Source organism: Pseudomonas sp. SDO5522_S412, from assembly GCF_054071215.1.
This window is the reverse complement of record NZ_JBSVWQ010000174.1, coordinates 1-12,076: the sequence shown is the minus strand read 5'-3', so window position 1 is coordinate 12,076 and position 12,076 is coordinate 1. Positions and strand designations below refer to the sequence as shown.

Sequence of the window (12,076 nt, the reverse complement as noted above, 5' to 3'; positions counted from 1 at the left end):
GATTCATCGACTGATCCACCGCTTTCGCGAGCAAGCCCGCTCCCACATTTTTGACCGCGTCGGTTTTTAGTTCACCGTCAGAATCGGGCTGCCCAGCTTCTCCAGCAACGTCGCCTGGGCGCTGCGCGGGTTCTGGTTGCCGGTCGGGGTGTTGCGCACGTAGCGCCCGTCCGACTGCAGGCTCCAGCTGTGGGTGTTATCGGTGAGATAACTTTCCAGCTCCTTCTTGACCCGCATGATCAGTTTCTTGCCTTCCACCGGGAAGCAGGTCTCCACACGCTTGTCGAGGTTGCGCTCCATCCAGTCGGCACTGGAGAGGAACATCTGCTCCTCGCCGCCATTGAGGAAGTAGAACACCCGCGTGTGCTCCAGGAAGCGCCCGATGATCGAACGCACGTGGATGTTATGGGATACCCCGGCGATGCCCGGCCGCAGGCAGCACATGCCACGCACCACCAAATCGATACGCACACCCGACTGGCTGGCCTTGTACAGCGCGCGGATGATCTTCGGATCGGTCAGCGAGTTGAACTTGGCGATGATGTGCGCCGGCTTGCCTTCGAGGGCGAACTGGGTCTCGCGGGCAATCATGTCGAGCATGCCCTTCTTCAGGGTGAACGGCGCGTGCAGCAGTTTCTTCATGCGCAAGGTCTTGCCCATGCCGATCAACTGGCTGAACAGCTTGCCGACGTCTTCACACAAGGCGTCGTCGGAGGTCAGGAGGCTGTAGTCGGTGTAGAGCTTGGCGTTGCCGGCGTGGTAGTTGCCGGTGCCCAAGTGGGCGTAGCGCACGATCTCACCGGCTTCGCGGCGCAGGATCAGCATCATCTTGGCGTGGGTCTTGAAGCCGACCACGCCGTAGATCACCACCGCACCGGCGGCTTGCAGACGGCTGGCCAGTTGCAGGTTGGACTCTTCGTCGAACCGCGCCCGCAGTTCGATCACCGCCGTCACTTCCTTGCCGTTACGCGCGGCGTCTACCAGCGCATCGACGATTTCGGAGTTGGCGCCGGAGCGGTACAGGGTTTGGCGCACAGCCAGCACGTGCGGGTCCTTGGCGGCCTGGCGCAGCAGGTCGACCACCGGGGTGAAGGACTCGAACGGGTGCAGCAGCAGAATGTCCTGCTTGCTCACCACACTGAAGATGTTCTCGCTGTTTTGCAGCAGTTTCGGGATCTGCGGGGTGAACGGCGTGTATTGCAGCTCCGGGTGGCTGTCCAGACCAGTAATGCTGAACAGGCGCGTCAGGTTCACCGGGCCATTGACCTGGTACAGCTCGGTCTCGCTCAGGTTGAACTGCTTGAGCAGGTAGTCGGACAGGTGTTTCGGACATGTGTCCGCCACTTCCAGGCGCACCGCATCACCGTAGCGACGGGAGAACAGCTCGCCGCGCAGGGCGCGGGCCAAGTCTTCGACGTCTTCGGAGTCCAGCGCCAGGTCGGCGTTACGGGTCAGGCGGAACTGGTAGCAGCCCTTGACCTTCATGCCCTGGAACAGGTCATCGGCGTGGGCGTGGATCATCGACGAAAGGAATACATAGTTATCGCCAGCGCCCCCCACCTCTTCCGGTACCTTGATGATCCGTGGCAACAGGCGCGGTGCCGGAATGATCGCAAGGCCCGAGTCGCGACCGAAGGCATCGATACCTTCCAGCTCGACGATGAAGTTCAGGCTCTTGTTCACCAGCAGCGGGAACGGGTGCGTCGGGTCGAGGCCGATGGGGGTGATGATCGGCGAGATTTCGTCGCGGAAGTAGCGGCGCACCCAGGTCTTGATCTTGGTGGTCCAGTGCCGGCGCCGGATGAAGCGCACGTGATGCTTTTCCAGTTCCGGCAGCAGGATGTCATTGAGGATCGCGTATTGGCGGTCCACGTGGCCGTGTACCAGCTCGCTGATGCGGGCCAGGGCCTGATGCGGTTGCAGGCCGTCGGCACCGGCTTGTTCACGGGCGAACGTGATCTGCTTCTTCAGGCCGGCGACACGGATCTCGAAGAACTCGTCCAGGTTGCTGGAGAAGATCAGCAGGAATTTCAGCCGCTCCAGCAACGGATAGGACTCATCCAGTGCCTGTTCCAGCACGCGGATGTTGAATTGCAGTTGTGACAGCTCGCGATGGATGTACAGGCTGCTGTCATCCAGGTTGGTAACCGCAACCACCGGTACCGGCGCGGCAGCGGGCGCTTCGGCCACCACGGCAGGCGGGGCCGGCTCCAGCTCCGGCGGGGTCTCGGTAGCTTGTTCGACCACCGGGTGAGCGTCTTTTACGGCAACTTCTGTGAGTCCTTCGGTATTCATCGAGTGTTCCTGTGAGGGCTAGTGTTGCTCTCTAAGCAATTGGGCAGCGCGGGCGGCGAAGTAAGTCAGGATGCCATCGGCACCCGCGCGTTTAAAGGCAGTCAGGGATTCAAGGATCACCCCTTCACTCAACCAACCATTCTGGATCGCGGCCATGTGCATGGCGTATTCACCGCTGACCTGATAGACAAAGGTCGGCACCTTGAATTCCTCTTTGACCCGATAAAGGATGTCGAGGTACGGCATCCCGGGCTTGACCATCACCATGTCGGCGCCTTCGGCCAGGTCCGCGGCCACTTCGTGCAGGGCTTCGTGGCTGTTGGCCGGGTCCATCTGGTACGAGGCCTTGTTGGCCTTGCCCAGGTTCAGCGCCGAACCCACCGCATCGCGGAACGGGCCGTAATAGGCGCTGGCGTACTTGGCCGAGTAGGCCATGATGCGCACGTTGACGTGGCCGGCCAGCTCCAGGGCTTCGCGAATCGCCTGGATGCGACCGTCCATCATGTCCGAGGGGGCCACCACCTGGGCGCCCGCTGCGGCGTGGGACAAGGCCTGTTTTACCAGCGCATCAACGGTGATGTCGTTCTGAACATAGCCTTCTTCGTCGAGAATGCCATCCTGCCCGTGGGTGGTGAACGGGTCCAGCGCCACATCGGTAATCACCCCCAGCTCCGGAAAGCGTTCACGCAAGGCGCGGGTGGCGCGCTGGGCGATGCCGTCGGGGTTCCAGGCTTCGGCGGCGTTCAGTGACTTCAGCCCAGACGGCGTGACCGGGAACAGCGCCAGCGCCGGAATCCCCAGTTCAACCCAGTTCGCGGCCTCTTCGAGCAGCAAATCAATGGTCAAGCGCTCCACGCCCGGCATCGACGCCACCGCTTCCCGACGATTTTCACCGTCCAGCACAAACACCGGCAGGATCAGATCATTCACCGTCAGCACGTTTTCACGCACCAGGCGCCGGGAAAAATCATCACGACGGTTGCGACGCAGACGAGTGGCGGGAAACAGGCGGTTGGCGGGGGTAAAGCTCACGGCAGACTCCTGAGCCCGGCTTGACGGGCGAGCGTGACAGTTATAAGCGGCCATTATGACGAAGGAATTACAGTTGTGGTTAGCTCATGCGCCGTAAGGCAACCGGCGTGCGACCTGTAGTCGCATTCGTCGTTTATGTAGGAATTGTTCACTTCGTGACACATCTCGATACTTTCATGAATGTTCACGAAGGCGTAGGCTGCGCGTTCATTTCGCCAGCACCCAGACCATGCTTCAACAATTTCTGCATGACTTCGGCTACTTTGCGCTGTTCCTAGGCACCTTCTTCGAAGGCGAAACCATCCTGGTTCTCGCAGGCTTCCTGGCGTTCCGTGGATACATGGATATCAACCTGGTGGTGGTCGTTGCCTTTTTCGGCAGCTACGCCGGCGACCAGTTGTGGTACTTCCTGGGACGCAAGCACGGCCGCAAACTGTTGGCGCGCAAGCCGCGCTGGCAACTGCTGGGCGACAAGGCCCTGGAGCATATTCGCAAGCACCCGGACATCTGGGTGCTGAGCTTCCGGTTTGTCTACGGTTTGCGCACGGTGATGCCGGTGGCCATTGGTTTGTCGGGCTACCCGCCGGGTCGCTACTTGTTGCTCAACGGGATTGGCGCCGCCGTGTGGGCCGCTGCGCTGGGCGCTGCGGCTTACCATTTCGGCGCGGTACTGGAAGGCATGCTGGGCAGCGTCAAGAAATACGAGCTGTGGGTGCTGGGCGCACTGCTGGTGCTGGGCCTGGGCTTGTGGATTCGCCGGCGCGTCAAGAACGCCCGCCTGACCCGCGAAGCCTGTGCCGCCGAGAAGGTTCGCCTGGCGGCCGGCGAACCTGAAAAAGCCGAAAAGCCTACGACGCCAGTCGAGTAAGCCGGTCTCTGCAACAGTAGAGGCCGATGCCGCTGAGCAAGCTGTAACTGACCAGCCCCAGCCAGCCCAACGCGCTGGCCGGCCACAGCCCCACCAGCGGCGCCAGCCACACCAAAGGCACATTCAGTGCCAGGCGCAGCAGTTCAGCCTTCAACGCCCACGGGCGGTTCTCCAGCGCCACCCCCAGGGTAAACAACCCCAATGCCATCGCGCTCCAGCCCAACACCAGGGCAGCGGTCGGCAAGCCCTCGCCGAAATTCATCAGGTAGCTGCCAAAACCCACGTACGCGGCAAACTGCAGCGCGATGTAAATCTGTTGGCGCCCATCCAGCGGCACCTCGAACTTGCGGAACTGGCTCAAGTCCGGCTTGGCCATCGGGTACTTTGCCGCCACATCCGCCGGGCGCCAACCGGTGCGCATGAACCAGATCCGCAGCTTGTCCCACCCACTTTCGGTGCGCCGTGCATCACTCCACAGCTGCGCATAAAACTGCAGGTTGGCCCACAGCGGGTTCCAGCTGGCCAAGGGTGTGGTCACGCCAAAGATTACCGGCTCGTTATCGTCTTCTTCCTGGAAGGAGCCAAACAGGCGGTCCCAAATAATGAACACCCCGCCGTAGTTGCGATCCATGTAGAGAGCGTTCTGTGCATGGTGGGCCCGATGATTGGATGGCGTGACGAAGAACCACTCGTACCAGCCGAGCTTCGGCACATGCCGCGTATGCACCCAGAATTGATACAGCAGGTTGAGGGACGCCACGCTGATAAACACCACCAGCGGCACGCCCAACACGGCCAGCGGCAAGTAGAAGATCCAGCTCAGCAGGAAGCCGGTGCTGGTCTGGCGCAAGGCGGTGCTGAGATTGTAGTCCTCGCTCTGGTGATGCACGGAATGCGCGGCCCAGAGGATGTTGCGCTCATGGCCCATGCGATGCAGCCAGTAGTAGCAGAAGTCATAGAACACAAAGGCGAACACCCAGGTCCAGACGCTCTGGGCCGACAGCTCGATGATCGCCAGGTGCTTGAGGGCGAAGGCATAGGTGAGGATGCCCACCCCTTTGGTCAGCAGCCCTGTGGTGGTGGACAGCACGCCGGTGCTGAGGCTGTTGATGGCGTCAGCCACCCGGTAGTTGCGTTGGCCGCGCCGGTAGTCGGCCAGCAGCTCGACCACGATCAAGGCAATGAAAAACGGTACCGCGTAAGGGACGAAGTCCATGGGCAAGTCCGGTCAATTATTGTTACATCTAGAGTAGGTGTAGCGGCTGGATATCCCATTGGCAATGAGTGACAAATGAGTAGACATTTAACGCCATGAATCAGGAGAAATGCCCATGAGCAAAAAGATTGCAGTGATCCTTTCCGGCTGTGGCGTGTACGACGGGGCTGAGGTTCATGAAAGCGTGATCACCCTGCTGCGCCTGGACCAGCGCGGCGCCGAGGTGCAGTGTTTTGCGCCGAACATTGCCCAGTTGCATGTGATCAACCACCTGACGGGGGAGGAGATGCCCGAGTCGCGCAATGTGCTGGTGGAGTCGGCGCGCATTGCCCGTGGCGAGGTGAAGGACATTCGTGAGGCCAACGCCGAGGATTTCGACGCACTGATCGTGCCCGGGGGGTTTGGCGCGGCGAAGAACCTGTCGAACTTTGCCGTGGAAGGCGCCGGGTGCAGCGTCAACCCGCAGGTGCTGGAACTGGCCGAGGCGTTTGCCGAAGCGGGCAAGCCCGTCGGGCTGATCTGCATCTCGCCGGCGCTGGCAGCGAAGATCTATGGCCCAGGCGTGACCTGCACCATCGGCAATGACGCCGACACCGCAGCCGCCATGGACAAGATGGGCGCCACCCACCAGGAATGCGCGGTCGACGACATCGTCGAAGACAAGGCGCGCAAGCTGGTGAGTACCCCGGCCTACATGCTGGGCAAACGCATCAGCGAAGTGGCGTCAGGCATCAACAAGCTGGTGGACCGGGTGCTGGAACTCACCCACGAGAACGATTAGGCCTTCATCAGCCGGGTCAGAATCCGATCCAGCGAATTGGCAAACGCCTGCTTGTCCTTGTCCCCATGGGGCGGCGGGCCACCGCCCATCTGGCCCTGTTCCCGCAGATCGGTGAACAGGTTACGCACCGCCAGCCGCTCGCTCATGTTCTGCGGGCTGAACTCCTTGCCTCGTGGGTCGAGCGCAGCCACGCCATTCTTCACCAAGCGGTCGGCCAACGGCACATCGCTGCAGATCACCAGGTCACCGGGCACGGCGTGCTCCACCAGGTAGTCATCGGCCGCGTCCGGGCCGCTGGGCACCACGATCAACTTCACGCACGAGAAGCTCGGCTTGATCTGGCTCTGCCCGGCCACCAGCACCACTTCGAACTGGCGCTTGAGGGCGAACTTCACCACCTGATCCTTGGCCGCCCGGGGGCAGGCGTCTGCATCGATCCACACGCGCATGGTTAAGCCACCACCCGGCGCTTTTCAGCGAGCCGGCTGCGACCGTACAGCACCACAATCGCCAGGATCGCCACGGCCTGGGCGCTCAGGGAATAGGCATCGGCGTGAATGCCCAGCCAGTCGAAGTCAAAGAACGCGACCGGCCGGGTGCCGAAGATCCCGGCTTCCTGCAACGCCTTGACGCCATGCCCGGCGAATACCACCGACAGCGCGCACAGCAACGCCGCGTTTATGCCGAAGAACAGCGCCAGCGGCAGTTTCGCCGAGCCCCGCAGAATCACCCAGGCCAGGCCCACCAACAGCACCAGCGCCGTGGCGCCACCGGCCAATACCGCGTTGTGCCCGGCAGGGCCGGCCTGCAACCACAGGGTTTCGTAGAACAGGATCACTTCGAACAGCTCGCGGTACACCGAGAAGAACGCCAGCATCGCAAAACCGAAGCGCCCGCCACCGCCTACCAGGCTGCTCTTGATGTAGTCCTGCCAGGCGGCCGCGTGACGGCGGTCGTGCATCCACACCCCGAGCCACAGCACCATCACGCTGGCAAACAGCGCCGTGCAGCCTTCCAGCAACTCGCGCTGGGCGCCGCTGACGTCGATCACATAAGCCGCCAACGCCCACGTCGCCAAGCCGGCCAACAGCGCCAGGCCCCAGCCGACGTTGACGCTGCGCACCGCCGATTGCTGGCCGGTGTTACGCAGGAACGCGAGAATCGCCGCCAACACCAGGATCGCTTCCAGGCCTTCGCGCAGCAGGATCAGCAAACCGGAGATGTAGCTCAGGGACCAGCTCAAGCCATCGCTGCCCAGCAGGCCGGCCGACTCGGTGAGCTTGCCCTTGGCCACATCCAGGCGCTGCTGCACTTGCTCGATCGGCAAGCCGTCCTGCAATGACTGCCGGTAGGCCATCAGGGCCTTTTCGGTGTCCTTGCGCACGTTGGCATCAACGTTATCGAGGGAGCTTTCAACCAGCTCGAAACCTTCCAGGTAGGCGGCTACCGACAGGTCGTAGGCCTGCTCGTGCTCGCCATTGCGGAACGCGGCGAGGCTTTTGTCGAGGGTGGCCGCGGTGTAATCAAGCAACTGCGCCGGGCCACGCTTGACCTGCGGCGGTTGGGCGCGCTGGGCGCGGAAGGTGGCAACTGCGCCGGGACCTTCGGCAGCCAGCACTTCGTTGGGGGTCTGGCGCGCGAGGTCGGCGAGGTTGAAGGACTTTTCACTGTTCGCGGCAGCCGGGTCGGCGGTGAAGCCGGCGATATAGGTCGCCAGGTCCCAGCGCTGGCGGTCGTCCAGTTGATCGGCAAACGACGGCATGTCGGTGCCTTCCACGCCCAGACCCAGGGTGTTGTAGATCGCGTAGAGGCTCAAGCGATCGAGGCGTGCAGCGTCCCGCAGGTTGGCGGGCGGCGGCGTCATGCCCACGCTTGCGGGGCCATCGCCGGCGCCTGTGGCGCCGTGGCACACCGAGCAGTTCTGCGCGTACAGCGGCGCACCGCGCGTCGGATCGGGGGTAATGGCCGGGGCCTGGCTGACTTCATAGGCCACTGCCAACTTGGCGCCCAATTGCCGGGCCTGGTGCGCAACTGCCGCGCCATCCTGATGAGCCGTCACCGCCGCCAACAGTTCATCCACGCCTTTTATCAGCTCGGCACGCTCGGGCTTTTCCGGCAGATCGGCCACAAGCCCCTGCAACACCCCGAGAAACTCTACCTGTTCACGGTATTCGGAATCATCGATAACCTTGCCCGCCTCGACCGTCGGCGGGTAGTCCGCACCGATGTAATCCAGTAAATGCAGGGCCTGCGGGGCGCCCTCGGCAGTCGCAGCCAGCAGGTTGAAGCTGCACGACATCAACGCCGGCAGCACCAGCCAGGCAAGAAAACGGAAGGGGGCAATCATGAATGAATCTCAAAGGGAAATACGAAGTAACACATTGTCAAACCTTAAGGGGTTTGACTCAAGGCGTTAGTGATTCGGGGATGGGGATAACGACACTGAGGTAGTGGCATCCGAGCTAAAAATCGGATCCAAAAGGCCATTGTTTTGCCAGTAATGCAGCTTATAATGCCGCGCCTTCGTTATTTCGAAATGGCATTTCAGCTCCTCTTTTTATGAGGAATTGGCCGGATCGCAACGCGTTCCTGCCATTGGTGATTCGGCCCGACCAGCACATTCGGCCGATTACGTTCAGGGAAGAAGCTCTTCGATGGCATCTCGCGCCTTTACCTCGCTCGCGCTCGCGGCAGTGACCTTGCTGTCCGGTTGTTCGATGTTTCGCAGCTACGACACCGAGCTGCAAGCCACCAATCAGCAGTTGGCCACCGGCAACGTCGACGCCGCGCTGACGCTGCTTGAGAAGAACAACACCGGCGACGACAAGGACCTTCTCTACTACTTCGAAAAGGGTGAGTTGCTGCGCGCCAAGGGCGACCTGACCGGCAGCCAGGTCGCCTGGCGCAGCGCCGACCTGCAAGTCTACAAGTGGGAAGAGTCGGTCAAGTTCGACACCGACAAGTACCTCGCGCAGTTCGGCGCCTTCCTGGTCAATGACAAGGTCCGCCGTTACGAAGGCTACGACTACGAAAAGGTCATGCTGACCACCCAGATGGCCCTCAACCTGCTGGCGCTGAATGACTTCGACGGTGCCCGCACCGAGATCAAGAAGACCCACGAACGCGAAGCGGTGATTGCGGACCTGCGGGACAAGGAATACCTCAAGAGCGAAAACGAGGCCGAGCGCCAGGGCATCGCGACCCAGTTCAAGGACCTGCGCGGCTACCCGGTGGAAAGCCTCAACGCCCCTGAAGTGGTAGGCCTGAAGAACAGCTACCAGAGCGCTTTCAGCCACTACCTGGCCGGCTTCGTCTACGAAGCCCTGGGCGAAAAAGACCTGGCCGCACCGGGTTATCGCAAGGCCGCCGAACTGCGCCCCAACACACCGCTGCTGGAACAGGCCCTGCTCGACCTGGACAAATCCAAGGTCGGTGCGGACGAGACTGACGTGCTGATCGTGGTGCAAAGCGGCCTGGCGCCGGCCCGCGACTCGATTCGCCTGCCGTTGCCGATCCCCATCGACGGCCACCTGGTGATCACGCCACTGTCGTTCCCGGTGATCAAGCCCGACACCTCGACCGCGCCCTTCGCCCAGATCGGTGTCGACGGCCGGCAACAGAACCTCACTGCCCTCAACAGCACCACCGCCATGTCCCGCCGCGCCCTGCGGGATGACATGCCGGGGATCATCCTGCGCACCACCGTGCGCGCCGTCACTCGCGGCATCACCCAGAACAACCTGAACAAGACCAACCCGATGGCAGGCCTGGTACTCGGTATTGCCTCGGCCGTCACCGAAGGCGCCGACACCCGCACCTGGCGCACCCTGCCGGACATGACCCAGGTGACACGCCTGCGCCTCAAGCACGGCGAGCACCAGGTCAGCCTGCCCAACGCCCTGGGCGGCACGCTGGTGACGGTCAAGGCCGATCAGCGCTACCAGGTGATCACCCTGCGCGTGGTCGGCAACCAGGTCTTCGCCGGCGGTCTTGCAGCCCACGTGGTGCAGAACAATCCGCCCCAGGCCGTCGCCACTCTCAAACAACCTTAAGGAGCACGCTATGCGTCATTTCATCCTCGGCGCCCTGGCGCTGGTCCTGCTGGCCGGTTGCGCCACCCCGCCACCGCCGGAACCCGGAAGCGCCGCGAGCAAGATCGTGGTGATGGGCAAGTTCAAGGGCATCGCCGTCGGCGCCATCCGGGTCGCCCGGGAAAACGGCTTCCTGACCGCCAAGGTGCAGTTGAGCAACATCACCAGCAGCAACCAGATGATGTATTACCGCTTCGCGTGGCTGGGTGCCGACGGTTTCCCGGTGGGTGATGAAGAGACCTGGAAGGTGCTGAACCTCTACGCAAACCAGGCGACCTTCCTGCCGGCCATCGCCAACCTGCCCCAGGCTGCCGACTTCCGCCTTGAAGTGAAGACGCCTTGATCCACCCACTCATTCAGTTTCAGAGAGACATCCCCATGTTTGCACGCTTCTCGTTCCTCGCCGTGGTGGCCGTCCTGGCCAGCGGCTGCGCCAACACCTCGCCAGTCCTGGGCGGTAAAAACATCAGCTACGGCGACAGCAAGGCCGTGGAACTGGTGACCAACGAGTTCGGCTCCACCGACCTGCAGATGATCGCCGAAAGCATGACCCGCTCCCTGGCCCAGTCCGGCATCCTGCAAGGCCGCCCGGTGGTGCAGGTGTATGACGTGAAGAACAAGACCAGCGAGTACATCGATACCCGCGAGATCACCACGTCGATCAAGACCCAGCTGATGAAGACCGGCACCGCCCGCTTCGCCAGCGACAACACCGACATGCAAAGCCAGGTCGACCAACTGAAGCTGCAGAACCAGAGCGGCCTGTACAAGAAGTCGACCGTCAGCAAGACCGGCAACATGGTCGCCGCCAAATACCGCCTGGAAGGCTCCATCAGCTCCATCGTCAAGCGCAGCTCGGACTACAAGGACGTGTTCTACAAGTTCAGCCTGCAACTGGTCGACGTCGAAAGCGGCCTGGCCGAATGGATGGACGAAAAAGAAATCCGCAAGACCACGGAGCGCTAAGCAATGCGTGCATGGATCGGCATGATCGGCCTGCTGTGCGCCTTTGGCGCCTCGGCCGCACCGAAGATCGCGGTAACCGACCTGGCCTACGAGGCTCGCGTGGAGGAGTACATCCACCAGATCGCGGCCAGCAATAATTTCCAGGCCAGCGCCTACAACGCCAGCGGCGCCTCGAGCTACAGCGAATACGAAAGTCGTACCAGCTACATCGAGCAGACCGAGCTGCGCAAGTTCAGCGGCGACATCAAGGGGGAAATCCTCAAGTCGCGGCAGTTCCAGCTGGTGCAGGGCACGCCTTACACCGCGGACGCCAAGGGCGATGTGTATGACGTGATCAAGCGGATCAAGGCCGGTAACTTCAAGGGTGCGGACTACGTGCTGTTCGGCACCTTGTCGGATATCGACTTCACCCAGGACATCAACGCGCTGGACCACACCAACAGCTACTCGGCGGTGCTGGGCCTGACGCTGGTGGCGGATTTCAGCCTGATCAACACCCGCACCTTTGAGATCACCTCGGCGTTTACCGCCATGGGCGAAGGCCAGGACACCAAGCTGGTGAACAACCGTGACGTGCGCGTGAGCCTGAACCGGCCTCGCGTGGTGCGGGAAGTGTCGAAGGCGTTGGGCGAGGATGTGGCGCGGCAGTTGGCCGAACAACTCGGCGGTGGTTATCAGGAAGCACCTGGAAAGCCTGCATTGCGCAATAACCTGCCACGGGATGAAGCGCCGAAGATCCTGCGCTGAACGAAAATCCCGCTACCGACATAAAACCAATGTGGGAGCGGGCTTGCTCGCGAATGCGGTGGGTCAGTCAATACATCTGG

11 protein-coding genes are annotated in these 12,076 nt (G+C 62.0%); 6 read left to right on the top strand and 5 right to left on the bottom strand.

The genetic code is table 11. The features are described from left to right. Window positions 1-66: 66 nt before the first annotated feature. Window positions 67-2,295 carry a polyphosphate kinase 1 gene (ppk1, locus tag ACW9I6_RS25010; RefSeq protein WP_003214009.1) on the bottom strand — a complete coding sequence of 743 codons (2,229 nt, stop codon included), beginning with the start codon at window positions 2,293-2,295 and terminating at the stop codon, window positions 67-69. 18 nt (window positions 2,296-2,313) lie between these two features. Then, the gene (gene hemB, locus ACW9I6_RS25005) at window positions 2,314-3,327 is read right to left on the bottom strand and encodes a porphobilinogen synthase (RefSeq protein ID WP_457339957.1); all 1,014 of its coding nucleotides are present in this window, start codon (window positions 3,325-3,327) and stop codon (window positions 2,314-2,316) included. A 229-nt stretch (window positions 3,328-3,556) separates the two neighbouring features. Here hemB and ACW9I6_RS25000 point away from each other — a divergent pair, with 229 nt between their 5' ends. Beyond that, on the top strand, window positions 3,557-4,195 hold the full coding sequence (locus tag ACW9I6_RS25000) for a DedA family protein (protein ID WP_003214015.1): 639 nt from the start codon (window positions 3,557-3,559) through the stop codon (window positions 4,193-4,195). Here the strand turns inward: ACW9I6_RS25000 and ACW9I6_RS24995 are convergent. Then, window positions 4,176-5,411, bottom strand: coding sequence for a sterol desaturase family protein (locus tag ACW9I6_RS24995; RefSeq protein WP_008439297.1), 1,236 nt, complete (start codon window positions 5,409-5,411; stop codon window positions 4,176-4,178). The two genes, ACW9I6_RS25000 and ACW9I6_RS24995, sit on opposite strands and share 20 nt — an antisense overlap. Before the next feature lie 115 nt (window positions 5,412-5,526). Here ACW9I6_RS24995 and elbB point away from each other — a divergent pair, with 115 nt between their 5' ends. Beyond that, complete coding sequence (elbB, locus tag ACW9I6_RS24990; protein ID WP_003214018.1) at window positions 5,527-6,192, top strand: isoprenoid biosynthesis glyoxalase ElbB; 666 nt, start codon at window positions 5,527-5,529, stop codon at window positions 6,190-6,192. Here the strand turns inward: elbB and ACW9I6_RS24985 are convergent. Together ACW9I6_RS24985 and ACW9I6_RS24980 are read right to left on the bottom strand one after the other, a co-directional pair. Then, a complete protein-coding gene (locus ACW9I6_RS24985; RefSeq protein WP_003214020.1) occupies window positions 6,189-6,641 on the bottom strand; it encodes a YaiI/YqxD family protein in 453 nt (150 codons plus the stop codon). The genes elbB and ACW9I6_RS24985 overlap by 4 nt on opposite strands. Before the next feature lie 2 nt (window positions 6,642-6,643). After that, window positions 6,644-8,539, bottom strand: a complete 1,896-nt coding sequence (locus ACW9I6_RS24980; RefSeq protein WP_214499832.1) for an FTR1 family protein — start codon at window positions 8,537-8,539, stop codon at window positions 6,644-6,646. Window positions 8,540-8,846: 307 nt separating this feature from the next. Here ACW9I6_RS24980 and ACW9I6_RS24975 point away from each other — a divergent pair, with 307 nt between their 5' ends. Genes ACW9I6_RS24975 through ACW9I6_RS24960 form a run of 4 tightly spaced genes read left to right on the top strand, consistent with a single transcriptional unit; the run spans window position 8,847 to window position 11,996 of the window. After that, window positions 8,847-10,244 (top strand): COG3014 family protein, encoded by a 1,398-nt coding sequence (locus tag ACW9I6_RS24975; RefSeq protein ID WP_003214023.1) that lies wholly within the window; start codon window positions 8,847-8,849, stop codon window positions 10,242-10,244. A gap of 10 nt (window positions 10,245-10,254) precedes the next feature. Further along, on the top strand, window positions 10,255-10,626 hold the full coding sequence (locus ACW9I6_RS24970; RefSeq protein WP_008439304.1) for a YcfL family protein: 372 nt from the start codon (window positions 10,255-10,257) through the stop codon (window positions 10,624-10,626). A 35-nt stretch (window positions 10,627-10,661) separates the two neighbouring features. After that, window positions 10,662-11,249 (top strand): penicillin-binding protein activator LpoB, encoded by a 588-nt coding sequence (gene lpoB, locus ACW9I6_RS24965; protein ID WP_003214026.1) that lies wholly within the window; start codon window positions 10,662-10,664, stop codon window positions 11,247-11,249. A 3-nt stretch (window positions 11,250-11,252) separates the two neighbouring features. Further along, the gene (locus tag ACW9I6_RS24960; RefSeq protein ID WP_457339956.1) at window positions 11,253-11,996 is read left to right on the top strand and encodes a penicillin-binding protein activator LpoB; all 744 of its coding nucleotides are present in this window, start codon (window positions 11,253-11,255) and stop codon (window positions 11,994-11,996) included. The last annotated feature ends 80 nt before the right edge of the window (window positions 11,997-12,076 follow it).

Coding starts and splice junctions, on each gene's coding strand:
- ppk1 (WP_003214009.1), bottom strand. CDS start 2,295: ATGAATACCGAAGGACTCACAGAAGTTGCCGTAAAAGACGCTCACCCG.
- ACW9I6_RS25000 (WP_003214015.1), top strand. CDS start 3,557: ATGCTTCAACAATTTCTGCATGACTTCGGCTACTTTGCGCTGTTCCTA.
- ACW9I6_RS24995 (WP_008439297.1), bottom strand. CDS start 5,411: ATGGACTTCGTCCCTTACGCGGTACCGTTTTTCATTGCCTTGATCGTG.
- elbB (WP_003214018.1), top strand. CDS start 5,527: ATGAGCAAAAAGATTGCAGTGATCCTTTCCGGCTGTGGCGTGTACGAC.
- ACW9I6_RS24985 (WP_003214020.1), bottom strand. CDS start 6,641: ATGCGCGTGTGGATCGATGCAGACGCCTGCCCCCGGGCGGCCAAGGAT.
- ACW9I6_RS24980 (WP_214499832.1), bottom strand. CDS start 8,539: ATGATTGCCCCCTTCCGTTTTCTTGCCTGGCTGGTGCTGCCGGCGTTG.
- ACW9I6_RS24975 (WP_003214023.1), top strand. CDS start 8,847: ATGGCATCTCGCGCCTTTACCTCGCTCGCGCTCGCGGCAGTGACCTTG.
- ACW9I6_RS24970 (WP_008439304.1), top strand. CDS start 10,255: ATGCGTCATTTCATCCTCGGCGCCCTGGCGCTGGTCCTGCTGGCCGGT.
- lpoB (WP_003214026.1), top strand. CDS start 10,662: ATGTTTGCACGCTTCTCGTTCCTCGCCGTGGTGGCCGTCCTGGCCAGC.
- ACW9I6_RS24960 (WP_457339956.1), top strand. CDS start 11,253: ATGCGTGCATGGATCGGCATGATCGGCCTGCTGTGCGCCTTTGGCGCC.